Source organism: Terrihabitans rhizophilus (assembly GCF_033898525.1).
Taxonomy (GTDB): Bacteria; Pseudomonadota; Alphaproteobacteria; order Rhizobiales; family Methylopilaceae; genus Flaviflagellibacter; species Flaviflagellibacter rhizophilus.
The window spans coordinates 458,303-482,402 of sequence record NZ_JAXAFJ010000001.1 but is presented as its reverse complement, the minus strand read 5'-3'; the positions used below and the strand labels follow the sequence as shown (position 1 = coordinate 482,402).

21 protein-coding genes and 1 pseudogene are annotated in these 24,100 nt (G+C 64.4%); 8 read left to right on the top strand and 14 right to left on the bottom strand.

Annotated features, from left to right (window positions below; translation table 11 throughout):
• Window positions 1–9 precede the first annotated feature (9 nt).
• The 3 genes from SCD90_RS02150 to speB (SCD90_RS02140) are packed head-to-tail and all read left to right on the top strand — an operon-like array spanning window position 10 to window position 2,728.
• Complete coding sequence (locus SCD90_RS02150) at window positions 10–783, top strand: creatininase (protein WP_319842972.1); 774 nt, start codon at window positions 10–12, stop codon at window positions 781–783.
• Window positions 784–785: 2 nt separating this feature from the next.
• Window positions 786–1,778 (top strand): agmatinase, encoded by a 993-nt coding sequence (speB, locus tag SCD90_RS02145; protein WP_319842971.1) that lies wholly within the window; start codon window positions 786–788, stop codon window positions 1,776–1,778.
• Complete coding sequence (gene speB / locus SCD90_RS02140) at window positions 1,775–2,728, top strand: agmatinase (protein WP_319842970.1); 954 nt, start codon at window positions 1,775–1,777, stop codon at window positions 2,726–2,728. The genes speB (SCD90_RS02145) and speB (SCD90_RS02140) overlap by 4 nt, the downstream gene beginning before the upstream one ends.
• Window positions 2,729–2,779: 51 nt before the next feature.
• On the opposite strand, the gene SCD90_RS02135 is transcribed toward speB (SCD90_RS02140), so the two are convergent.
• The 11 genes from SCD90_RS02135 to SCD90_RS02085 form a co-directional block, all read right to left on the bottom strand.
• Window positions 2,780–3,763: a D-2-hydroxyacid dehydrogenase gene (locus SCD90_RS02135; protein WP_319842969.1), complete on the bottom strand. Its 984-nt coding sequence runs from the start codon at window positions 3,761–3,763 to the stop codon at window positions 2,780–2,782.
• A complete protein-coding gene (locus SCD90_RS02130) occupies window positions 3,760–4,359 on the bottom strand; it encodes an urea carboxylase-associated family protein (RefSeq protein ID WP_319842968.1) in 600 nt (199 codons plus the stop codon). Before SCD90_RS02130 ends, SCD90_RS02135 begins: the two co-directional genes overlap by 4 nt.
• 13 nt (window positions 4,360–4,372) lie before the next feature.
• Complete coding sequence (locus tag SCD90_RS02125; protein WP_319842966.1) at window positions 4,373–5,188, bottom strand: amino acid ABC transporter ATP-binding protein; 816 nt, start codon at window positions 5,186–5,188, stop codon at window positions 4,373–4,375.
• On the bottom strand, window positions 5,185–5,835 hold the full coding sequence (locus SCD90_RS02120) for an amino acid ABC transporter permease (RefSeq protein WP_319842965.1): 651 nt from the start codon (window positions 5,833–5,835) through the stop codon (window positions 5,185–5,187). The genes SCD90_RS02125 and SCD90_RS02120 overlap by 4 nt, the downstream gene beginning before the upstream one ends.
• Window positions 5,832–6,485, bottom strand: a complete 654-nt coding sequence (locus SCD90_RS02115; protein WP_319842964.1) for an amino acid ABC transporter permease — start codon at window positions 6,483–6,485, stop codon at window positions 5,832–5,834. Before SCD90_RS02115 ends, SCD90_RS02120 begins: the two co-directional genes overlap by 4 nt.
• A 33-nt stretch (window positions 6,486–6,518) precedes the next feature.
• Complete coding sequence (locus SCD90_RS02110) at window positions 6,519–7,355, bottom strand: transporter substrate-binding domain-containing protein (protein WP_319842963.1); 837 nt, start codon at window positions 7,353–7,355, stop codon at window positions 6,519–6,521.
• A 271-nt stretch (window positions 7,356–7,626) separates the two neighbouring features.
• Window positions 7,627–9,012 carry an exopolysaccharide Pel transporter PelG gene (pelG, locus tag SCD90_RS02105; RefSeq protein WP_319842962.1) on the bottom strand — a complete coding sequence of 462 codons (1,386 nt, stop codon included), beginning with the start codon at window positions 9,010–9,012 and terminating at the stop codon, window positions 7,627–7,629.
• Complete coding sequence (gene pelF, locus SCD90_RS02100; protein ID WP_319842961.1) at window positions 9,012–10,520, bottom strand: GT4 family glycosyltransferase PelF; 1,509 nt, start codon at window positions 10,518–10,520, stop codon at window positions 9,012–9,014. Before pelF ends, pelG begins: the two co-directional genes overlap by 1 nt.
• Window positions 10,517–11,572 (bottom strand): hypothetical protein, encoded by a 1,056-nt coding sequence (locus SCD90_RS02095; RefSeq protein ID WP_319842960.1) that lies wholly within the window; start codon window positions 11,570–11,572, stop codon window positions 10,517–10,519. Before SCD90_RS02095 ends, pelF begins: the two co-directional genes overlap by 4 nt.
• Entirely contained in the window at window positions 11,569–12,600 is a 1,032-nt protein-coding gene (locus SCD90_RS02090; RefSeq protein WP_319842959.1) for a GAF domain-containing protein, read from the bottom strand. Before SCD90_RS02090 ends, SCD90_RS02095 begins: the two co-directional genes overlap by 4 nt.
• Window positions 12,601–12,608: 8 nt before the next feature.
• On the bottom strand, window positions 12,609–14,009 hold the full coding sequence (locus tag SCD90_RS02085) for a polysaccharide biosynthesis/export family protein (RefSeq protein ID WP_319842958.1): 1,401 nt from the start codon (window positions 14,007–14,009) through the stop codon (window positions 12,609–12,611).
• Between the two features lie 208 nt (window positions 14,010–14,217).
• On the opposite strand from SCD90_RS02085, the pseudogene SCD90_RS16575 reads away from it, so the two are divergent.
• The 5 genes and pseudogenes from SCD90_RS16575 to SCD90_RS02065 form a co-directional block, all read left to right on the top strand.
• A pseudogene (locus tag SCD90_RS16575) lies at window positions 14,218–14,385 on the top strand (helix-turn-helix domain-containing protein); the annotation flags it as partial.
• A gap of 36 nt (window positions 14,386–14,421) precedes the next feature.
• A complete protein-coding gene (locus tag SCD90_RS02080; protein WP_319842957.1) occupies window positions 14,422–15,084 on the top strand; it encodes a hypothetical protein in 663 nt (220 codons plus the stop codon).
• Window positions 15,085–15,363: 279 nt separating this feature from the next.
• Window positions 15,364–17,400, top strand: coding sequence for a polysaccharide deacetylase family protein (locus SCD90_RS02075; protein ID WP_319842956.1), 2,037 nt, complete (start codon window positions 15,364–15,366; stop codon window positions 17,398–17,400).
• A 5-nt stretch (window positions 17,401–17,405) separates the two neighbouring features.
• A complete protein-coding gene (locus SCD90_RS02070; RefSeq protein ID WP_319842955.1) occupies window positions 17,406–18,287 on the top strand; it encodes a glycoside hydrolase family 191 protein in 882 nt (293 codons plus the stop codon).
• Window positions 18,284–20,056, top strand: a complete 1,773-nt coding sequence (locus tag SCD90_RS02065) for a hypothetical protein (RefSeq protein ID WP_319842954.1) — start codon at window positions 18,284–18,286, stop codon at window positions 20,054–20,056. Before SCD90_RS02070 ends, SCD90_RS02065 begins: the two co-directional genes overlap by 4 nt.
• Window positions 20,057–20,084: 28 nt before the next feature.
• On the opposite strand, the gene SCD90_RS02060 is transcribed toward SCD90_RS02065, so the two are convergent.
• From SCD90_RS02060 to SCD90_RS02050, 3 genes are read right to left on the bottom strand one after another with little or no spacing between them, the layout of a single operon-like run.
• Window positions 20,085–21,827 carry an ABC transporter permease subunit gene (locus SCD90_RS02060; RefSeq protein ID WP_319842953.1) on the bottom strand — a complete coding sequence of 581 codons (1,743 nt, stop codon included), beginning with the start codon at window positions 21,825–21,827 and terminating at the stop codon, window positions 20,085–20,087.
• Window positions 21,805–22,905: an ABC transporter ATP-binding protein gene (locus SCD90_RS02055; RefSeq protein WP_319842952.1), complete on the bottom strand. Its 1,101-nt coding sequence runs from the start codon at window positions 22,903–22,905 to the stop codon at window positions 21,805–21,807. Before SCD90_RS02055 ends, SCD90_RS02060 begins: the two co-directional genes overlap by 23 nt.
• Window positions 22,902–24,002: an extracellular solute-binding protein gene (locus tag SCD90_RS02050; RefSeq protein WP_319842951.1), complete on the bottom strand. Its 1,101-nt coding sequence runs from the start codon at window positions 24,000–24,002 to the stop codon at window positions 22,902–22,904. The genes SCD90_RS02055 and SCD90_RS02050 overlap by 4 nt, the downstream gene beginning before the upstream one ends.
• Between the last annotated feature and the right edge of the window lie 98 nt (window positions 24,003–24,100).

The following is a 24,100-nucleotide window of genomic DNA, read 5'->3' as shown; positions in this document are numbered from 1 at the left end:
GAAAACAACATGTTCGACAGCGTGATGGTGGCCGAGCAGACCTGGCCGGAATTCAAGGAAAAGGTCGCCGCCGGCGCCACGGTGTTCCTGCCGCTCGGCACCACCGAGCAGCATGGCCCGCATATGGCGCTGAACGTGGATGTCGTGCTGCCGACCGGCGTCTGTGAGCGCGTGGCCCGCAATGTCGGCGGCCTCGTCGCGCCCTGCATCCCCTATGGCTACAAGTCTCACCCGCGCTCCGGCGGCGGCGAGCAGTTCCCCGGCACCCTTAGCCTGGACGCCAACACCTTCTCGCTCGTGGTGCGCGATGTCATCCGGGCTCTCGGCCACGACGGCGTGCGCCGCCTCGTCGTGGTCAACGGCCATTTCGAGAACTCGTGGCCGGGCGCCGAGGGCGTCGATCTCGGCCTGCGCGAACTGCGCCGCGACGGCATCACCGACATGCAGGTCATGCGTCTCGAATACTGGGATTTCGTGCGGCGCGAGACCCTGGACCGGCTGTTCCCCGAAGGTTTCCCAGGCACGGAACTGGAGCACGCCAGCCTGCTGGAAACCTCGCTGATGCTGCTGCTGCGGCCGGAATGCGTGGACATGTCCAAGGTGCCGGATGACGGCCCGGCAGTGTTCCCGACCTATGACCGCTATCCGCTGCCCGATGGCTTTGTGCCGGCCTCCGGCGTTCTCGCGCGCGCCGAAGGTTCGTCGGCAGAGAAGGGACAGTGGCTGATGGACGATCATGTCGGACTGATCACCGCGGCCGTCCGGAAGGAATTCGGGATCTGACCATGGTGCAGGACCTCTACCAGCCGCTCGATTCCGGCGTGGTGCCGCGCTTTGCCGGCGTGCCCACCTTCATGCGCTTGCCGGTCGCGCGGCCGCAGGACGTGGATGTCGCCCTGATCGGCGTGCCTTACGATGGCGGTACCACTAATCGTCCCGGTGCGCGCCACGGTCCGCGTGAAATCCGCAACCAGTCCAGCATGGTGCGACGGGTGCATCATGTGACCGGCGTCTCGCCTTTCGACCTGCTACGGGCGGCGGATTGCGGCGACGTGCCGGTCAATCCGGTCGAGCTCGAGGAAAGCCTCGACCGCATCACGGCGTTCTACAGCGAGGTGAAGGCCGGCGGTGCGATCCCGCTGACGGCGGGTGGCGACCATCTGATCTCCCTGCCCATCCTGCGCGGCATCGCCTCGGATGCTCCGCTGGGCATGATCCACTTCGACGCCCATTCCGACACCTACGACAGCTTCTTCGGCACCAGCCGCTACAATCACGGCACGCCCTTCCGTCGCGCCATCGAGGAAGGCCTGCTCGATCCGAAGCGCGTGATCCAGATCGGCCTTCGCGGCTCCATCTCGGATGCGGCGAACTACGATTACGCGCGGGCCGAGGGCGTTCGCCTCGTCTTCATCGAGGAGCTCGCTGCCCGCGGCATCGAGGATGTCATGGCCGAGGCGCGCGAGATCGTCAGTTCGCAGCCGACCTATGTGAGCTTCGACATCGACGTCATCGATCCCAGCTTTGCGCCCGGCACCGGCACGCCTGAGATCGGCGGCGTGACCACGCGCGAGGCCCAGCAGATGGTGCGCGCCCTCGCCGGCGTGAACGTGGCGGGGTCCGATCTCGTGGAGGTCTCGCCGCCCTTCGACCTCGGCAACCTCACGGCGCTGACAGGCGCCACCATCATGTTCGAGCTGCTGTGCGTCATCGCCGACGGGTTTCACCGCCGCCTCTCCGCCGCACAGCCGGCACTCCTCGCAGGATCCCTGTCTTGAGCAACCTTTATGACAGCGGCCGGCTGAACCTGCCCTTTGTCGGCATCTGCAGCTTCGGCAAATATCCCATCTGCCTCGATTGGGACGCCATAGACGCGGATGTGGCGGTGCTCGGGGCGCCGTTCGACCTTGGCACGCAATGGCGCTCCGGCGCGCGATCCGGCCCTCGTGCGATCCGGGAAGCCTCCACCCTGTTTGCGTTCGGCCACGGCGGTGCCTACGACCACGAGGACGACGTCACCTATCTCGAAGCGGACAAGGTGCGGATCGTGGACATCGGCGATGCCGACATGATCCATACGGACACGGACCGGAGCCACGCCAACATCGAACTGGGCGTCCGCAAGATCCTCGCCGCCGGCGCGATCCCGGTGGTGCTGGGCGGCGATCATTCCATCAACATCCCCTGCATCGAGGCGTTCTCGGAGCAGGAGCCGATCCATATCGTCCAGATCGACGCGCATCTCGACTTCGTGGATGAGCGGCATGGCGTGCGGCGCGGCCATGGCAGCCCGCTGCGGCGCGCGGCGGAGAAGCCCTACGTCACCGGCCTCTCCCAGTTCGGCATCCGCAATGTGTCGTCCACGGCGCGCGAGGGTTATGAGGCCGCACGGGCCATGGGGTCGGACATCCTCAGCGTGCGGCAGATCCGGGCGCTCGGCACCGCGGCCGTGCTGGAGCGCGTGCCCGCCGGAAAACGCTACTACCTCACCATCGACATCGACGGCTTCGACCCGTCGATCGCGCCGGGCACCGGCACGCCGAGCCATGGTGGATTTCAGTACTACGAGGTGCTGGAACTGCTCGATGGTCTGACGAAGCGCGGCACTGTCGTGGGCGTGGATCTGGTTGAGGTCGCGCGCGAATATGACCCCGCCGGCACCACCTCCATCCTTGCCGCGCAGGTGCTGCTGAACCTGATCGGCCGCATCCTGCACAACCGGACCTGAGCGGCATCGGCCCGGGCGGGCGGCTGGCGCCGCTTCGCCGGGGCGTGAAGGTCAGTATTGCAGTGCGGGGTCCACGACGTTCAGCAGGGGCACGCCGTCACGCAGCCGCGCCAGATTGCGGAAGACGAGGTCGAGGGTCTTGGGCGTGTACTGCTCGGCGTCATCGGATGAGCAGTGCGGAGTGATGATGAGGTTCGGCAGACCCCAGAGCGGCGAGGACGAGGGCAGGGGCTCGGGGTCGAACACGTCGAGTACGGCTGACAGGCGGCCCCGCTTCAGCTCCTCGCCGAGCGCTTCATAGTCGACCAGGTCAGCGCGGCTGTAGTTTACCAGCCCGGCGCCATCCTTCATCATCGCGAGTTCGTCGCGTCCGATCAGGTGGCGCGTTGCGGCAGTAGATGGCGTGGTCATCAGCACGAAGTCGGCACGGTGGAGGAGGCCGCGCAGGGCGTCAGGCGTGTGCATCTCGTGCACATGCGGATGCGGCTCGCCGCTGCGGCGGATGCCGACGACATGCATGCCGAGCGCCTGCGCCCACTTCGCCGCGCCGCCGCCGATATGGCCGACGCCGATGATGAGCACCGTCTTGCCGATTATGGAGCTGCTGAAAACCTGCTCCCATCGTGCATTTCGCTGATGGGTCGCGCTCTCCGGCAGGCGGTTGTTGAGCATCAGCAGCGCCATCAGCGTGTATTCGTCGGCCTTTTCGCCGTGCACGCCGCGGCTGTTGGTCAGCACCGCGCCGCGCGGCAGCCAGTCCAGCGGCATCAGGTGGTTGACGCCCGCTCCATGCGCATGGACCCAGCGCAGTTTGGGAGCCCGGCCCGCAATGTCCTTGTCGAAGCGCCAGCCCATCAGCACGTCGGCGGTCTGCATCTCGCGGCCGAAGATGTCGCCGTCATAGCCCACAGTGATGTGCAGGTCGGCGAAAGCCGGATGCGCCGCCCGCGCCGCCGCCACACGGTCGGACGTCGCCTCGAAGACGGGGCCGAGCGCGCGGTTGTTCTCGATGTGGAGGTGGAGAGGGCCGCTCACCCGACCACCCGAAAATGCGCGTCGGTGGGCACGCAATTGGCGCCATTTACCGGCAGCATGTCCTGCGGGCAGGATGAGAACACAACCACGCAGTCCATCTCCGCGCGTAGCGTGACATAGCCGCCGGGCATGGCGGGCGGCGCGGCGAAGCTGAGAGCGCCGTCGTTGGAGATCGGCACGTTCATGAACAGGTTCAGCGGGCTCGGCACGTCCGGGGGCGTCAGCCCAAGGGCGGCCAGTGCGTCGTGGAGATTGTCCGTGCAGCTGTCGTGATGGCCGACATGGCCAAGCTGCTCGTACCGGTAGCGGTCACAGGCCGCCATCAGGGTGTCGTGCACGCCGCCGGAGGTGTCCTCGGTGATCGTCAGGATCGGTCGGCGCCGGTTGGTAACGAGGCTGTCGCCCACGCCCGGGATCAGCTTCAGCAGGCGGGCGCGGCTGTGCTCCATGGACATGAACTCCGTCATGTCTTCCGTGCTGAACGCCCAGGTGTCGACCACCTGCTCGCCGTGCGTGTTGCGGACGATGACGGACTGCCCGGAGAGGAGGCGCGTGCCGGCGCCCTTGCGGGCGGGAATGGTGCTGTACTCGGTCATGTCGGTTGTCCGGTCAGGATGCGGAGCCGCTGTGATTGCGCGATCTCCAGGTGTCGAGGAACTGGGCGAGACGGGGGCTTTGCGGATTGGAGAACAGGCGCGAGGGCGGCCCCTGTTCGATGATCCTGCCGCCATCCATGAAGATGACGCGGTCGGCGACTTCCGCCGCAAAACCCATTTCATGCGTGACGACGACCATGGTCATTCCTTGCCCGGCGAGTTTGCGCATGACCTCCAGCACCTCGCCGACAAGTTCAGGGTCGAGTGCGGAGGTCGGCTCGTCGAACAGCAGGATGGAAGGGCTCATGGCCAAGGCGCGCGCGATCGCGACGCGCTGCTGCTGCCCGCCGGAAAGGCGCTGCGGATAGTCATCGGCCTTGTGGGCGAGGCCGACGGTGGCGAGCGCCTCTCGCGAGATGCGGTCGACCTCCGCGCGCGGCAGGCCTTTCACCACCCTCAGGGCGGCGCCAACATTCCCCAGGGCCGTCATGTGCGGCCACAGATTGAACTGCTGGAACACCATGCCGACATTGCGCCGCACGGCTGCGACCTGCACGTCGGCATCTCTTTTCCGGACGCCGCCCTCGACCGAATAACCGAGCAGGCGCCCTTCCACATGGATCTCGCCCTCGTCATAGGTTTCGAGGAACACCATGCAGCGCAGCAGCGTGCTCTTGCCCGAGCCCGACGGGCCGATGATGCAGACCCTCTCGCCGCGGCCGATATCGAGGTCGATGCCTGTCAGCACCTTGTGGGCGCCAAAGCTCTTGCCAACGCCCCGCAGCTGGATGGCCGCGTTGCGCGCGCCGATCTCCATGAGTTCGGTCATGCCTGCACCAATCGTCGTTCCACGCGCCGGCTGGCGAACGCCACGAGGCTGGTGATGGACCAGTAGGCGAGGCCCAGCAGCAGATAGGGCTCGACCACGTTGAACGTCTCGCTGACGATGCGGGTGGTGGTCAGCGTCAGTTCCGGCACGGTGATGACGGACAGCACGGCGGACTCCTTGATGATGCTGATCATCTGGTTGGTCGTGGGCGGCACGACGAGCTTCAGCATCTGCGGCACTTCGATGTGGCGGACGGTCTTCAGCCTTGTGAAGCCCAGCATGCGCGCGGCCTCGATCTGCCCGGGAGGAACGGCGTCGAAGCCGCCCCGGAAGATTTCCGACAGGTAGGCCCCCGTGTAGAGGGACATGCCGAGCACGCCCGCCAGATAGGCACTGGGCGTGAAGCCAAGGCTGGGGCCGCCGTAATAGAGGATGAAGAGCTGCAGGAGCAGCGGCGTGCCACGCCAGATCTCGACATAGCCGCGGATCAGCCAGTGCAGCGGGCGGAAGGGCAGGCGACCGAGCAGTGCGACCACGAGGCCGAGGACGAGCCCCAGCATCAGCGAAACCGCGCAGATCTCCACCGTCACGAGGAGACCCCGCCAGATGGCCGGCGCGAATTCGGCAAGGGCGGTCAGGTCGATCATGCCGGCTTCAGGCTCATGCGCCGTTCGAGCGCGCGTCCGGTCCAGGATACCGTGCTGGAAAGAACGAAGTAGAAGACCGCGCAGACCAGATAGGTTTCGAGGGGCCGGTAGGTCGAGGAAACGATCTGCTGGCTCACGCGCAACAGTTCGGTCACCGCAATGACGGAGAGCAGGCCGGAGCTCTTCACCACGTCCACGGCTTCATTGGTGAGTGCCGGAATGGTGACGCGGAAGATCTGCGGAAGGAAGATGTGCCGGGCGATCTGGAGCCTGCTGAATCCCAGCATGCGCGCGGCCTCGGCATGCCCCGGCGGCAAGGTGAGGAAGCCGGCGCGGTAGATCTCCGTCTGGTAGCCGGCGGTGTTGAGGGTCAGCCCCAGCAACGCGGCGGTGATCGGCGTCGTCTCGATGCCGAAATTCGGCGGAACGTAGAACAGGATCAGCAGGACCACGAGAAGCGGCAAGCCGCGGAAGACGCTCACGAACCCGGCGGCCACTGCGCGCAGCGCGATGTTGCCGGACAGGCGTGCTGCGCACATCACCAGCCCCAGCACAGCGCCGCATGCCAGAGCGGCGACGGACAGCCAGACTGTCGTCTGGGCGCCCGCCACCAGCCTCGGCAACTGAGCTATGACTGCGGTGAAATCCACGTTGCCGCACGCCTGCTCTGGCGATCTCCGGCCTTACTGCGCGGGCTCGCCGATCTCGTCGGGCAGATCGTAGGTGAAGCCGATCCACTTGGTCTGCAGCTCCGCCATCTTGCCGCTCGCCTTCAGTTCCAGCAGCCCCTTGTTCAGCAGAGCCAGCAGGCTTGCGCTGTCGTCTTCCTTGCGCACCGCCCAGCCGAAATAGGTCTTCGGACCAATCGTCTCCTTCATGAACTCGAAGGTCTCCGGCTTGCTCTTCACCAGCGGTGCGACATTGGCGCCGGACTGGGCCACGGCCTTGATGCGCCCGGCGGCGAGATCCGCATAGGCTTCGTCGAAGCCGACATATTCCTTGATCTCGGACACACCCTTGCCGCCAAGGCTGGCATTGAAGTCCTTCAGCACCTGGAGCTGCGCCGCGCCGGTCTGGCTGCCCACGGGCTTGCCGGCGATGTCGGCCGGAACCTTGATGCTGTCGTCCCCGGCTTTCTTCAGCAGGCCCGTCGTGGCTTCCGCAATGGGCGTGGTGAAGGCGTAGCGCTCGGTGCGCGCCTTGGTGACGGTGACGGCGGTGATGACGACGTCGAACTTCTTGGCACCGAGGCCGGGCAGGATGCCCTGGAAGGGCAGATCGAGCTGCTTGACCTTCACGCCCGGCAGGTACTTCTCGAACACCATCTTCATCATGTCTGGGCCATAGCCCACGATCTTGCCGTCCTCGACATATTCGAAGGGCTGGAAGCGGGCTTCGGTCGCCACGCTGACCTCGCCCTTCTTCTTGATGTCGTCCAGCAGGTCGGCTCTCGCAGCCGTGGAGCCGAGCATCAGGCCCGCCAGCGTGAGCATCAAGGATTTGGTCAGCAGCTTGGACATCGGGCGGCTCCGTCTATCGTTCTGAACTGCGATCTCGGAGTTGGCGGGGGTTCCCACACCGCCTTCGCGACGAACGAACCCTTGTTTCTCCCAGACGAGTTTGCAGAGGATCAACTGCAATGACATGAAGAAAAATTGGTTTTTATAGAAGGACGCATTCGGAAAAGCAGATGTACTCGTCAGTGAGTTTTCGGTCGGGCCGCATGGCGTGCTCGACGGTTTCGATCATGAGCACAGAATTGCCCCTGACGCCTCCGGGCAGATCCTCTGGTCATCTGATCCTGATCATGCAGTTGTTGGTGACAAAGGTCACGTAGAGAAGCTGTTTGATGTTCCGTGCGGCCAAAACGTAGGCGAAGAGCGTGGTGACCAGCGCCGAGGCGAAGTAACCGTAGCCGGAATAGCTTGGTCCGGCGACGACGCTGATCCACGTGAATGCGGCGTTGGAGACGAAGAACAGAACGCACACCGCAAGCAGCGGGCGGCGCAGGTCGAAATAGGACATCACGACCAGCGCGAAGAGCAGCAGTGCGTGGAACATCGCGCCGAGAAGGCCGAGCCTGAAGATCGGGATCATCTCCAGGCCACCGCCAAGGAGATCGATGAGGACGGGCGCGGCGACCACTCCGGTATAGCAGATGACTGCCTGAAGGATTGCAATGCTGCGGATGCCCTCGGTGAGACCAGCGACCAGCTTGCGGTGCAGCGCCTTTAGCTGCGCCAGCGTCGCATGCGCGGCTATGCCGTGGTAGAATTCGAGATAGATTTCGTAGAAGCGCGTCTCGATGGCGATGAGGAACAGCGCCATCGAGGGAAGCACCGACAGGATGGCGAGGAACATGGCCGCGTCGTAGGCCGGGTGCGCCGGCAGGCTGCCGATGAAGGTGGTGTGGCCCGGCGAGAGCCACATGATCCACTTATCGACCCAGGTAGCCGCGTTGTAGGCCAACCCGGCCACCGCGTATTCCCAATACCTCCTCAGCCCCGCCCAGAAGAGCGCCGGACCCGCGACGGGGTCCGGATAGATGGCCAGGATGCAGGCCAGCAGGCTGTAGAGAACAACTGCAAGGCCGATGGTCATCGCCAGGAGAATGCCGACGGCACCGAGGCGCGCGCCCAGCGGCCCGCTCAGGAGCAAAGCAAGGCCCATGCCGACGGCGAAGCTGACGCTGACGGCAACGAAGCTCTTGGTCGCCGAGAGAAAGGCGGACGCGATCCAGATGCCGCCTACGATCAGGAGATTGGCATAGGCCACCGCCCGCTCGCCGATGGTGAGATCCCCGACCCATCCCCAGAAGGCGAGCCCGGTCACCGCCAGTACCGCGCTGATGGTGCCGAGCGCCCCGAACAGCAACGTGGGCACGTCGGCCACGTTCTTCGCGTAGATGCGGTCCGCGAGATCACGGGTCGCGACGAGCACCAGCGGGCCTGCGGCCACCAGGGAGGCGGCGAAATTGTAGATGATGATGATGGAGAAGCGGGGCTGAGCCTCGATGGTCAGCAAATCCCGGCTGAACCATCCGGCGCCTGCGAGCGCGGCTACCGTGAACATCCAGGGCCCGCCGGATATCATCAGTGCATAGCCATAAGCCTGCACCGATGAACCGAAGCTGTCGCGTTGCGCAAGGCGGCGGAGCGCAAAGCCTATCCCGGCCATCAGGCGGCCCTGCGCTGCGAACTGTCCGGCATCTGGATGTATTCGCGGTAGAGATCCCCGTAGATCCGGTCGATCACGTTCTTGTTGTAGTGGAGGGTGACGCGGCGCTGAATGCTCTCGCCGTAGCGGAGGCGGAGGGTGGGATCCTTCAGGATCTGCGCCAGTGCGCGAGCCGTTTCCGCCGGATTGCCCGGTGGCACGACACGGCCCCCCGGTCCCAATGACGGCTGCTCATCCGCACGTCCGTCGATGATCTCGCGGCATGATCCCACATCGGTCGCCACGCTGGGCACCCTGGCCGCGCCCGCCTCCAGCAGGACCAGGGGCTGCGCCTCGCTGATACTCGTCAGCGTGACGACGTCGATGCGGCCTAGATGGTCGGCGAGCCTGACCTTGCCCAGAAAATGGAACGCCTCCTGAAGACCCAGATGGGCTACCATGCTCTGGCACTCGGCCATGTAGCCCGGATCCTCGTCCGCGGGGCCCAGCACCAGCGCCTGCACGTCCGGCACTGTCACGCGCAGCAGCGCGATGGCCCGGATGAAGGTCTTCACGTCTTTGATCGGCACGACGCGGCCGATCAGTGCGACGGTCGGCGGGCGCGGCGCGGGATCGACGGAGATGCGGGACAGGCCATCCGCATCTACGCCGTTGGCAATGATCATCAGCCGCTCAGGCGGCGCGCCGTCCCGCATCTGGAGCAGCTGATTACCCTTGTACAGGGTGATGATGCGGCTGGCAGCCTGGTAGCAGATGCGGGAATAGGAGCTGAACGCATCGTTCCAGACATTGCGAAGATCGCGTCGTGCATGGTCCACGCCCAGAGATGGCGGCAGGTCGTCGGCGAGCCAGTTCGCCATCATGATCTCTATCCGCCGTTCATTGGTGTAGATGCCGTGTTCCGTCAGAAGGCCGGGCCGGCCCGTTTCGAGCGTCGCCCGGGCAAGGACGAGGCCCGCATAGCCCGTCGAAATGGCGTGGTACACGCGCGCCTGCGGCAACGGCGCGAACAGCAGCGAGAAGAGGCCACCCAGCAGGGACCGCCAGCTCCAGAAGTAGCGAAGAAACGAACTGCCAGGCACCGTGCGCAGATACATGCGCTGCACCAGTTCGAAGGAAGCCTGCGAGTTCAGCAGGTCGGCCCGACAAGTTGCCGGGTGTGCTCGCAGGAGGCGGAGCAGTTCGTACAGATCGGCGAGGCTGCCCGCGCATAAGAGCCTCTGCAGCGGTTCTTCGAGCGCGGCCATCAATGCACGCGTGGACGCTGCGTTGCGGACGGATTTCTCTTCCTGCTGCAGCGCGATGGTCGCCATGCCGACGACATTTTCCGGCAGCTCGAAGCACAGGTTTCGCGGGGCGCTGTCCGCACACAGCACGACCAGGTGGAAGCGGAGGTCGGCATGCGCCTTGATGAGATCGTGCGCCCAGGAGGACACGCCGCCCGGCACGTAAGGATAGGCTCCTTCGAGAATAAGGCAGACATCGCAGTCGTAGGTCGGGGAGTTCATCGGGCGCCCCGGAGGCGAGGACCACTGCCCGCACCGGCCCAGACGTTCATGCACTCGCCCGCTTGCCGCCGCGCCGGGCTTTCCAGCCGCGCCGCTTCGCTGCGCAGGCGGCCATAGAGACCAAGCTCATAGAGGCATCGGAGATAGCAGGCGGCGAACGGTCCGCTCCCCCCTGGCTGGCTGATCAACGGCTTCAGCAGCGTCATCGCTTCCCGTGGCCGCCCCAGTTGAAGCAGGGTATCGCCCATCGCGACGACAGCACCGGCGTCAAGGGAGTCCACAGAAGACTCGTAGAGCGACAGCGCCCGCTGGAGAGCCTGCCGGCGGCGGTCGTCATCAAGCAGCCCGGCTTCGGCATAGGTTTTTTGATGCTGAGCGAGATCGAGCCTGAGCGGAACATCCGAGGGGCTCCGCGCGCAAGCCGCATGCCGCTGCATATGGCCATCCAGAAAGCGGTTCTCGATAACCGCGATCGCGCTCGCCGCCTGAACCCGGATTGTCGGTTCCTTGTCGATCAGGGCTTCCTGAAGTGCGGGAGCGAAAGCGGGCCTGAAGTGATCGGCGATCAGGCTGAGGACCTGGCGCTTCTGCTCGATGGTGCCGCCCGCCAGAATGTCCTGGAACGAGGCAACGGCGGCCGCATTCCGGTCAGCGGCCGCTCCCCTGATGGCAATCTGATCGTAGAGGCGATCGACGATGTCGGCTTCCGGGTCAGGGAACAGCGAAGCGTACCAGTCCCCGAAGCTCGGGGTGTGGGGCGCGAGAAGGCGACCGACGGCGTAGGTGAGAGCACCGCCGACCGCTCCGATGGGGCCGAGCAGGGCCGTGGATGCGATGAACAGCGCTCGCCGCGACTTGGCTGGGCCGTGGCGGCGCATTGCGGACGTGCATGCCGCCAGCAGCAGGGCTGACCAGACACCATGCAGGAGGATAGCGAGCTCCGCCCCGATCCCCCCGGTGAGAACGAGCATGCACAGGAAGGCTTCCACCCCGAAGATACAGGCCATGTCGTAGCGGCTTGGCCGCCCGCGGCCTTCCCCTGCGTCCATCATGCGGCCTCCCTCGATGCGGCTGGAGTGTGCGTTGCTGGCTCTGTTCGCTCCTCGATGGAAATGGCTGCCGCGAGGCTTGTGCCGATCCACTCACAGACGATCCTGAAGTTCTCCAAGGCGACGAAGTTGAAATCGGCGAACGCCACCTGCTCGATCTTCAGCATGCCGAAAACCTCGCCGGTGCGTGGATCGACAAGCGGACCTGCGATCAGGCCATGGGCTCGCAGGCAGTTCTCATCATCGGGCCGATCGACGCTGAGCACCTGACGCCGGGTCACGATGGCTTCGAACAACGCGGTGCCGGCGGGGATGTGGCTGGGAAAGCAATCCTGCTGTTCCCAGCCGTCGCACAAGGCAGCCTCGAGTTCGCTTCCGTTCAGCAGGTAGATCGAAGACTTCGAGGGAGAAAGAACCGCGCAGACAAGATCGATGGCGCCGAGAAGCACCTCTCCGCAGCGCTGGCAGGAGACGGCGCGCGAAGCCTCATAAAGCCTGCTGAAGGTGAGGGATTGCGACGCAACCTGCTCCTGCAAGCAGATCTGGCCCTGCATGAGGCGTTCATAGGCTTCGGCAATGCCCTCAGCCTGTTGCTGCGTCTTTGCAAGCTTCGCGGACAGGTCATCGAATTTGCGACGGAAGCCATCGCGAATGCTGCCCAGTGCCAGAGCCGCGAGGAACCACATGAGCGGCAGCATGGTCTCCCGCGCGAGCCAGACCGAGGCCGTTTCATCAAAGGCCTGCTCCGGAGTGTTGCCGGCGAGGAGAGCCGCCGTTGAGAGCCCGGCCGCCAAGAGGCCATTGGACACTCCATAGAAGGATGAGATCAGGAGAACGATGATCCAGAACGGGTGAGGCGACACATCCGCAAAGCGGTCCGGGACGCCCAAGATGGCGCCGATGAGCAAGGCAGCCGCCAGGAACAGCAGGATTTCCACCAGCGCCGAGGTTCGCAGGCCAAGCGCGGCGAGGGGGCCGTGCCCGTGCGTCACGACCTGTGGCCCGCCCTCCAGCGGCTTGGCGGTGGTCATCGGCATCGTCATGGCTCGCCGGCCCTCTCCTCCGCCGCGACCAGTCCGGTTCCCTGTTCGGGGACGTGCTGATCAGGACCTTCCACTGACGGTTCGAGCAGTTGAGGGTGTTGTTGCCGGACGGTCACCTGCAGGACATCGCCCGGACGGATCGCCGTGCTCTCATGTGCTGCAGCTTGCGACCCGGCAGGGCTGTCGGGCCGCACGATCGCATAATCCTGGCGCCCGTGATCAGGATAGATGGTCTGGATCATGCTGATCGCGGCACGCGTCCGATCATTGCGCTGGCGCAGCGTTTCGGTGGCCGTCCTTGTCTCACGCAGCTGCGTGATCGCCTCCATCTGCCGCTGTTCGAGCGATTGCGCGACGGCGGCTTCCGCCCTTGCGCGCTCCTGTGCGTTCCGGATCGTCTGGGCTCCGGCTTCGCGATGCCTGCTCTGGACATCCGCAAGCGCCCGCTCAAGATCGAGTTCCCGGCCTGGCAAGGCCAAGCCGCGCTCCTTCAGAGAAAGGAACAGCTTCAGCTGTCGGCTGGTCATTTCCCGTTGCTCGGCCAAGGCGGCGGAGTAGCGGCCCAGGGAGGTCGCCTCCTCGTCGAACAGGGTGATCAGGCGGCTGCTGGACTGCATGTTGGATGCCAGCGCGCGGCGGCGCGCTTCGAACAGAAGCGTCTCGCCGTGCAGCAGTTCTGCGATGGCGGGCTCCTTCTGCCGGCCCAGCAGGTCGTCGGGAAACTGGATCGAGGGCCTGCTCTCGATTTCGGCCTCCAGTCTCGCCTCGCGGGCACGGTGCTCGTCCATCGCATGCAGACCGGCCGTCATCTCGCTGCGAAGGCTGTCGGCTTCCCGCTTCAGCTGCAGGGCACCTGCTTCCGAACGCCGGAAACCGCCTGCAAGGCTGATCGCCTGGAGAACGGTCATCGCCGGCCGGTAAGCGTACTCGCCGGGCCGTTCAACATCGCCGAGAATGTAGAACGGCCTGAACGCAACGATCTCGATAGACGTCTTGGGCTCTTCCGACAGTTCAAGCTTAGCCTTCAACTTTTCCGAGATGGAGGCTGCCAGACCGGGGAGGGTCGTGCCCAGCGCCGAGACATCGCCGATCAGTGGAAGTGAGACCAGCCCCGTCGATCCGACGGTGAACTCCCCGTTTATGGGCGACCGCAACTCCTCAAGGACCCACTCGACCACCGCCACGCGTATCTTGTCCTGCGGCCCGAGCTCATATTCCTGTGCCCCCAGGGATCCGCACCAGAGAGACGCGAACGCGAGAACGCAGGCTGAGAAGTAGCCGTGCCAGCGTCTGAATATTGATCGTGTGGACCAATACCTGCTCTCTTGCGCAGGTCCGACCAAGTAATGATGCGCTCCCACGGTGAACCTCTGGAAGTATAATTCGGCCGCGATCATGCGAAGACCGCACTTGATGCGAATGAATGTAAGTTAGGGCCACGTAACCGGCTGGTAAAATTAATAAATCTAATCCGGGACCTCAGACCTAGGTCTTGGCCAAAAGCCCAAAAATTCAGATGCATTGGGCCCTTGGTGAGGCTCCCGCAAACATGCAACCTAAGAAGACAGCGGACGACATCCGCCGGGAGGTAAGATCCTCGTGCGCATGAGAGACATCCAGATAGTTCTGGCAGTCGCCGATACGGCGTCTTTCACAAGAACTGCGGACCTTCTGCGGCTTTCGCAGCCGGCGATATCTCTTGCCGTGAAAAGGTTCGAAGAAGAGTTCGCCGTACGAATATTCGAGCGACACGGACACAATGTAAGCGTTTCAGAGGATGGCCAACGAATCCTGGATGGACTGCGGAAGATGGACGAGATCTTCCAGAGCTCCTTGAAAGGAAAAAAGCTCCCGTCGCGCATCGGTGTCGGCATTTCCAGCCTTCTCAGCGCGTGCGACCTGGCGTCGGTGGTTGGTCCCTTGCAGTCCGGGGCCTGTGATCTGGTCATGGTGTTCGGAACGTCGCAGGCGCTTGCTTCACGAACCGATCTTGAAATCTGTATCGATGTGCCGCCGTTGCAGGCGGCGGAGGACGATCCGCTGGCCGTGGACGTGCATTGGATCGGTGTGTCCAACGGGGTCTTCATCCGTTCGACCGAAGAGCCGCATATGTGGGACGTCGCCTTGCATGTGCTGCGCGCAAGCGGGGCCACCATAAGCCGGATCGTGGAGGTCAACTCCAGTGCCGGCGCCTATGAGCTTGCGGTCGGCGGCCTCGGCCTATCCCCCTGCATCACCGGGAAGACGGGCCGTTTTGCGACGAGCCTTATCGGAGGGCTCCCCAGGATGCCGAAGCTTGCCGTCACGGTGCGATCAGCAGATCGGCGCCTCCTTCAATTGGCCTCGGCTCTCGCCAAGGCGAGCCTAACAGATGCTCCGCGAAGGCCTGCGAATGGCAGGCCTGGTGCAATTGTTGATCAGCAGATGCTGTCCCCCGCCGCGTGGCGGCCTTCAGCCCAAGGTGGAGTTTAGCCGATCAACTGAGCAGGGCAGGGCGACTATTAGCAGCAATCCGTTGATTACATCGTTGAAGCGAGCCATCGGGAAATGAGGCTAAGACGATATCCAGCAAAGTATCGCAATTCCGGCAGACTTAGCTGGTCTCGTCAACTTGCCGGTGTCGCTGTCTGCCTCGTGTGTCTATTCTCGGCATCCGTCCCGGCAGGAGCCGCGGCGCATCGCCTGCCGCGCACCATCATCGCACTCTATGACGGTTCGGACGTTGCTTGGGCAGATACCGGGCTGCACCGCATGGCGGAGATGCCGCTGAACCATCTCGGCCTGATCGTCGAGCCGCACGACATCCGGAAACCACTGCCCGATTTGGCGGGGCGCGACGACGTTCGCGGCATCGTAACCTGGTGGTCGGATGACGTTTACGACGATCCCGACGGCTTCCTGCAATGGGCCTCCGAGGCTGCTGATCGCGGCACGCGTTTCCTCTTCCTCGGAAGTCTTGGGTTCCAGCGATCTCGCGCCGGCGAAGCGACGCCAGCTTATCTTGTCGACCGGCTTCTGCGGCGTCTTGGCGTGCGGATGCTGCGGAACGCCAACGATCCGGCATTTCTGTCCGCCCCCATCGTCAAGGACCAGGGGATGGTCGAGTTCGAGCGCGCGCTTCCCCCGGCGGGCAGGGTGACCGAAGCGCTGCGGGCTTTGAACACTGACGCGAAGGTCTTCCTGAGCGCCGAGGGCAAGCAAGGCACGTCCGATCTCGTGATCGTCACGCCCTTCGCCGGCTTCGTCTCGGACGGCTACACTCACTACTCGGTCGAAGGCTCGACCTTCCGGCAATGGTACATCAACCCGTTCCGACTGTTCTCGCTGACATTCGGCACCGGTGGCTTGCCTGTGCCCGACACCACGACGATCGGCGGCCGTCGGATCTTCTTCAGCCACATCGACGGCGATGGCTGGCGCAATGAAACGAAGATCGCAAACTACCGCACACGGAATGCCCGTGCGATCGACGTGATCCTGAACGAAGTCCTGAACGGATTTCCCGATCTGCCCGTGACCGTGGCCGCGATAGCAGCGGACCTCGATCCTGAATGGTGCGGTGACGAACGTGCGATCAGTGCCGCATACGCCGTCTACGCACTGCCTCATGTGGAAGCGGCAAGCCACACCTACAGCCATCCGTTCTACTGGGGCATGTTCGAGAATGGTGCTGCGACAGGGGAGAGGATCGGAGATGCCCGCTGTGCCGGCGCATCCGGGGCGGTCGCCCATCCGGTTGCGCGCGCCTATTCTGCGAGGGCCTTCAACCTGGATCTGGAAGTCAGTGGCGCGGCCGGTTACATCGCGCGCTTCCTTCCGCCGGGCAAGCCTCTTCGCCTGCTGCAATGGAGCGGCGACACGAGCCCGTTTCCAGGGGCGGTTGCGGCAAGCCGTGCGGCCGGCCTTCTGAACATCAATGGCGGGGACTCACGGTTCGACGCCAATTTTCCTTCGGTATCCTGGGTCTCGTCGCTGGGACGCTACACCGAGGGAGGCTGGCAGATCTACGCGGCGGCGAGCAACGAGAACACCTATACCTATCTCTGGACTGGAAGATTCTATGGCTTCCAGCAGCTGTCCGAGAATCTCCGCCGCATGGAGAGCCCCCGAAGACTCAAGCCGATCAACGTTTACTATCACGTCTACAGCGGAGAACGGCTTTCGAGCCTGAACGCGCTGATCGAGAACCTGCGAGCCGCCAGGGCTCAGGAAATCGCACCGATCAGAACCACAGATTATGTCGAGATCGCGAACGGCTTCTACACGTGCCGGATCGTGGAACTTGGAGATGGGCAGTGGCGCATCGAAGATCGTGGTGCCCTGAACACAATGCGGGTCGACGACCGGATCGGTGAGGTGCCCGATTTGGCGCGCTCCCAGGGCGTATTGGGCTGGCGCCGCCATCAGGGAAGCCTCTATGTCGCCCTGGATCCTGCGCATCCGGCGCCTGTTCTGGCCCTTGGCCCTGAACCCGCCGAGCAGCCGGCCAGCCTCGTCGAAAGCAGATGGCCGGTGCGCGACATGGCTCGCGCTGACAGCGGGTTCAGCTTCATCGCTGCAGGCTTCGGCCCCGGCGAGATGACCTGGCGGGTGCCGAATGGCGCCCGCCATCAAGTTACATGGGCGGGAGGTGGTGCCGGCACGTTGACGCAGATCGTCGCCCGCCGCCCCGATGGCACGATCAGCTTCTCTCTACCGGCCACGAACTCCGCCGGCGTCTTTTCCGTCCGCGTCCGGCGGCTTCTGGACAGCGCGGAAAGCGCCGATCCCGTCACACGCGAGGAGTAACAGCGATGGACAAGCCGCATCGGGGCACGCCCCGGCTTGATCGCAGACAATTTGCGGCCTTGCTCGGCTTGCTTCCCTATGTCCGTGTGCCGAAAGCATCCGCCCAGCAGGATTGGCGAGGCCGGCGGCTCGACCCGTTCATGATCTATTACGGGCACGCCGCACGGCCCGAAATTGGCCGCTACGATCTGGTTGTCCTCGACTCCGAGGTCGAACCCGCTGCCTTTCGCCATGCAAGCAACAGCCTGATCCTTGGCTATTTCAGCATTGGGGAAGTGGCTGCTTACCGGCCCTACTACAGGGACGTCGCCGCCGAGGGCCTGTTGGGCAACCGCAATGTGAACTGGCCCGACGCACGTTTCGTGGACATGCGGGATTCGCGCTGGCACCGCCGGGTTGTCGAGGAACTGGTGCCCGATATTCTCCGGCGCGGCTTCCACGGCATCTTCCTCGACACGCTCGATAACGCTGAATATCTCGAACAGAAGAGCGGAGCCGCCGGCGCCGGCATGATCGAGGGCGCGGCGGAATTGGTCCGCAAGCTGCGGCAGGCGTTCCCGCAGGCCGCGATCATGATCAACCGCGGATACGCGACCTTGCCTCGCATTGCCGGCCAGTTCGATATGCTGCTCGGGGAATCCGTACGTTCAAGCTATCAAGGCACCGGTGGGTCTTACGTGCTTCTGTCTGATCAGGAATACAGGTGGCAGCGTGCCATGATGTGGCAGGCGCGGGAACGCGATCCCGGATTGCGGCTGTTCTCCCTCGATTACTGGAACCTGAAAGACACCGCAGGCATCGCGAGCCTGTATGCGACGCAGCGGGCCAACGGTTTCACGCCCTATGTGTCGACCCGTGAGCTCTCCACGATCGTGCCTGAGCCATGAAACGCGCCGGCCGTCTTCACGCACTGGCACGGGCGCAGGCGCTTTGGCCACGCCGCATGCGCACGTTCCTGGAACGACAGGCGCTTGCCCTCGTGCTGGTGGTGATGGCCATTGGCTGCAGCGTGATGCTGTTGCCGCGCAATGCCGATCTTGCTCTTCAGGACATTGCCCGCGGGGATCTCGGATCTGGGATTTCGCGGCTGGAGGAAGAGGTTCGCAGAGGCGCGAGATCACCGGCTGTCGTGGCGGCGTTGAGCCGTGCGCGCGTCGACAGCGGCGATGTCCAGGGTGCGATCACAGACCTGCTCGTCCTTCGCGCCCGACATCCCGACGACATGTCCATCCTGACCGCGCTTGCCGAATACCTGTCCGCGGCAGGCTATCTCGACGCCTATGCCGAAGCTCTCGAGAAGATGCAGTCGCTGTCGCCGACCGCCGCCCGGCAGCGTGACCTGTCTCAGATATATGACAATCTGGAGCGGCCTGACGACTACATCTCCGCCCTTTCGAGCCTTCTGAACATCGGCGCCGCTGGCGCGGACGACTACCTCGATCTCGCGCAGGCGCTTGCCACGCATGGTCGCAGAGCGGAGGCGGCCGGCGTGCTGAAGCGTCTCGGGCAAGCATTTCCGGAGGCGCATGATCTCAACACCGTCCACATGGAACTGGCCCTTCTTGTCGCCGCAGGGGATGAGGATGTGGCCCTGGAGCGCGCACGAGCCTGGCTTGCAGACCGCAGGGACGTAGCGAAGACGGCACCGGCCTTGGCAGAGGTGTTCGCCGGATCGGGCCGCTACGATCTCGCTGCCGACCTGCTGGATGACTTCGCGTCCGAAGGCGCGGCACCCGAAATCCTGGCCGCCGCTGCCGAAGCCAATCATTCCGCGGAGCGCCTGTCGGCGGCCGAGCGGGCTGTGGACATGCTGATGGCCCGCCGCAGCCTTGGTGCCGCGGACGAACAGGTGAGGCTGCGAACCGCTGTTCACCTTCGCAAGCCACTTTACGTCGGCGGTCTGATCGACCGCATAGGGTTGGCAAATGTACCGCGCGATCTTCTTCCGGCGCTGGCAGAGATCGCCATCATCTCGCGCGACAAGGATCTGCTCCGCAGAGTATACAGGGCTGTTCCGGAAGAACTGCAGCTGGCCCAGCCGCAGCTGACGGCGAATATCCTGATCAGCCTCGGGAGCAACGAAGCCGCGAAACCTTGGGCGCATCTTGCAGCCCGCGAGGACTGGGATGATGCCGGGGCTTTGATAAGCCTTGCATCCCTCGAACTCAGGCTCAAGCGGCCGGAGCGGGCGCTCGCAGCCCTGAGACGCGGGGTGGTCCTCGCGGGGGACGCGCCCGTCGGGGGAACATCCGCCATCCCTCTGTCCCGGCAGGAGATCGACGACGCGGCAGTGCTGTTCATGCTGCTGGACAGGCCGCGTGAAGGGTGGCGTCGGCTGAGCGGCCTGCAGGCGCACGCGGGGTCGAGCATTCTCGATCTGGGAATGATCCGCCTTGCTCTGGCCACGGACAAACACGACTGGGTCCTCAGTCAGTTGTCAGGCCCAACCGCTGCCGATGCTCCCATCAGTTACCTGGAACAGATCGCCGCTGACGCTATCCGGCGAAAAGCATATCCGGTCGCGGAATCCGCCGCCGCCATTCTTTGTTCCCGCCGAGGCAGCGACAGCGATCAGCTGCTGCTGGCGCAAACACGCGTAGAACTCAGGAAGCCCTGGGTCACGAACCTGCACATAGCCAGCTACCCGAAGGACTAGGCGGTGGTGCCCTAGCCGCTTACGGCGCTTATCTCGCACCGATCGAGGACGGCTTGCTTGTTCGGGTGGCCACCAGGACAAGAAGCACGCAGGCGACGGCCAAGACGACGAAGACTGCGTTCACCGTCGGCGTGAAGCCGAAGCGCATCTGGTTGAGTACCCAGATCGGCAGTGTCTGTGATGGGCCGGCCAGAAACAGGGTCACCATCACGTCGTCGGCGGAAAGGGTGAGGCCGAGCAGTGCTCCCCCGGTGATCGAGCCCCGGATCAGCGGAAGGAGCACATAGGCGAAGGTCTGGAGCCGTGTCGCCCCGGCATCCAGCGATGCTTCCACCAGGGTCGGGTCGAGACGCCGCAGGCGGGCCAGCACCAGCATGAGGGTCACCGGCATGACGAAGCTGGATTGCCCGATCACGGTGCGGACGAGGCCGGACGGGATCGACAGCCATTCCGTGCCCAGCACCATGACGACGCCGAGGACGACACCCGGCGTGGCGAGCGGCAAGGCCAGTGCGACCTCCACGAGGCGGCTGCAGGAGAGGCGGCTGTAGTGCAAGGCCAGCGCAAAGCCCGTGCCCACCACCGTCGAGAAGGTGACGACAAAGAACGCCACGACCAGTGACCGTCTGGCGGCCGTCAGCAGGCCCTCGTTCTGGACGAGCTCGGAATACCAGCGAGTGCTGAAGCCCTGCATCGGGAAGGTCTGCAGCGTGGAATCGTTCAGCGAGAACAGGAAGATCAGGGCCAGCGGGGCATAGAGGAACAGGATGGCGGCGGTGAAGCCCACTCCCGAGAACAAGGCGCCGACGCGGGCGCCGGGGGTCTGCGGTGGCGCCATCACGCGCACGCCTTCGTCTCCCAGCAGGATGCCGCGCGACGGGCAGAGCACCAAGACGACGGCGAGGACGCTGCCGACGCTGAGGATGAGGACGATCGCGACAGCCGCGCCATAGGGCCAGTTGTTCGCCATGCCGAACTGTGAGGCGATCAGCACGCCAATGGTCGTGCCGTCCACGCCGCCCACCATCGCGGGCGTCACATAGTCTCCCACGGTGACGAGGAAAGCCAGCGAGAAGCCAATGGCAAGGCTGCGGCGTGTCAGCGGCCATACGACGAAGCGGAATGTCTGGAATGCCGAGGCCCCGGAATCCTTTGAAGCTTCCAGCAGCGATTGCGGGATCTTCTCGAAGGCGCTCAGGGTCGAGATAAAGATGAAGGGAATGGAGATATAGGCAAAGACGAGGATGACGGAGGACGAGGTGTAGAGAAAGGCCTCCGACGGCTTGTCGAGGAGGCCGCTCGACACCAGGAAATTGTTGAGAACGCCGGACTGTCCAAGGATGAGCCGCCAGGCGAAGACGCGCATCAGCAGGCTGATCCACAATGGCAGGACGATCAGCAGGACGAGGAACGGCTTGTGGCGGCGGACCACCCGGCCGACGTAGAAGGCCAGCGGATAGGCCACCAGCGCACCCGCCACGCAGGACAGGAAGCTGAGGCGAAGCGTCCGCTCCAGCAGCACCCAGAAGCCCGTGGATTTCCAGAGCCTCAGATAGTTGTCGAAGGACGGGTCGAAGGCGAGGAAGCCGCTCTTGGTCTTGAGGAAGCTCGTCCCGATCAGGAGGAGGTTGGGAACCAGCACGATCAGCACCAGCCACAGCAGCAGGATGCCGGTGCTCGGCTTGAGGCCGAGGCGGGACAGCCAGGCCGGATGTGCAGGGGAACCAAGCGCCGAGGCCGGCAGGGTTTCAGTCACGGAAGATGCGGGCATGGCTGAGATCCAGGACGACGCGGACCTTTTGTCCGACTGCGAAATGCTGGTCCTTGGTGGCGGGCACGCTGGCGATGATGTTGAGGTCTCCGCAACGCACATTGACTTCGAAGTTCGTGCCGAGGAACAGCACGTCCTCGATCACGCCGGTCGGCCCGGGTGCCGTCTGTTCGGAGAGGGTTTCCAGCCTGACCGCCTCGAACCGCAGCGCCATGCGCGCCGCGCCCTCGCGGCTGTCAGTCAGTTCCGGCGCCGGCACGCCGAGCACGTCGGCGATGGCAATCCCGCCGGTCTTGACGAACTGGAGCGGGATGAGGTTGGAGCGGCCGACAAAGCCGGCCACGAATTCGGATGCGGGTGCGAAATAGAGATCCTGCGGCGTGCCCAGCTGCGCGATGCGTCCGTTGCGCATGATGGCGACCCGGTTCGACATCGAGAGCGCCTCGCTCTGGTCGTGCGTGACATAGACGAAGGCGATGCCGAGCTCCTTCTGGAGTGCGACCAGCGTGTGCTGCATCTGCTGGCGCAGGCGCAGGTCCAGAGCGCCCAGCGGCTCGTCCAGCAGCAGGATGCGCGGGCGGCACACGATGGCCCGGGCGAGGGCGATGCGCTGGCGCTGGCCGCCGGAAAGCTGGTGCGGCAGGCGGTCGGCATAAGGGCTCATGTCCACCATCGCGAGCGCGTCGGCGGACAGACGGTCGCGCTCGGCCCGAGGCGTGCCGCCGACCTTCAGCGAATACTGCACATTGTCCCGCACCGTGAGGTGCGGGAACAGGGCATAGCTCTGGAACACGGTGCGCACGTCCCGCCGGTTCGGCGGAACGTGGTTCACGGAATGCCCGTCCATCAGCACGCGGCCGCGATCGGGGGTCTCGAAGCCCGCGATCATGCGAAGGATCGTGGTCTTGCCGGAGCCGCTCGGCCCCAGCAGGGAGAAGAACTCTCCGGGAGCAACCTGGAACGACACCCTGTCGAGGGCCGGTTTATCGGCCCCCTCATAGGTCTTGTCGATGCTTTCCAACGCAAGGACGCTCGCAGCCTCTTGCGCCGGTGCCGGGAGACGGACCGCTGCGGTCACAGGGTGCCGGCCTTGAAGTCGTTCCAGATCTGGAGACGACGGTCGAGATCTTCCGGCTTCTGGTAAACGACGAGCTTCTTCCAGAACGCATCGGATTCCGCGTCCAGGAGGTTCGTCACCTTCATCGCGGCTTCATCCAGGCCGGCCTTGCGCGCCGTCTCGGCATTCAGGACGCCGTTATTGGTCGATGTCTTGATGAACCGCGCCTGCCACTCGGCCGTCAGGTTGTCGTTCATGAACTTGTAGACGATCGGCCGGTCGCCCTTCTTTGAGATCGCCGCGCAGTCGATCCAGGTCGGCGTGCCTTCCTTGGGAAGAGTGTACTTGAAGTTCTTGCCCTTCGACTGGAGCGAGGTGACCACCGCGACGTTCTGGCAGTAGCCGATCACGGCATCGCCGGCCGCGTAGATGGTGGCAGCATCGTCGAAGCCGCGTGCGATGACGCGGATCTGGCCACGAAGTTTGCGGAGCGCGTCTTCGCACTTCGTGAACTCGTCATCGGTCAGGTTGAAGGGATCCTTTGCGCCCACAGACAGGGCGATCATCGGAAAGGTGATCGTGCAGTCGTCGAACATGTTGACCTTGCCCTGGTACTGCTTGTCCCAGAGGGCGGCCCAGGTGTCGGGTTCCTTCACGATGTCCGCGTTGAACATCAGGGGCTGCGTGCCCCAATTGTACGGCACGCCCACGACGTCGCCGTCCACGCTGGCATAGGTCTTCCAGTCCAGCTTCGGGGTGATCATGGAGGCGTTCGGCAGCTTCGAAACGTCGAGAGGCGCGATGAGGCCCGCCTCCTTGAAGCGCGGCAGCGATCCGGTCTCGATGTAGAGGATGTCTGGCTGCACGGCGCCCGAGAACGGCTGCGAGAACAGTTCGTCCACCGAGCCGATCCGGACCGCCTTCACCTCGGTGTTGTTCGCCTTGCTCCACTCCGCGATCCAGGGATCGTCGTGGTAGGTCTCCCAGGTGAGGAGCGTGATGGTTTCCGCGGCCCAGGCCTTGCGGATCAGGCCGGGCGCGCAGAGCGCTCCTGCCGTGGCCGCGGCGGCGGACTTCAGAACGGAGCGGCGGCTAATCTTCGTGCGGTGGTCGGACATGCTTCTCAGATCCCCTGCTGGCCGACGGGCCTCACAGGAAAGCGCAAGGTGCGTGCCAGATATTCGCCTGCGAAAGGTGCAGAGCTAAATTTGCGGCA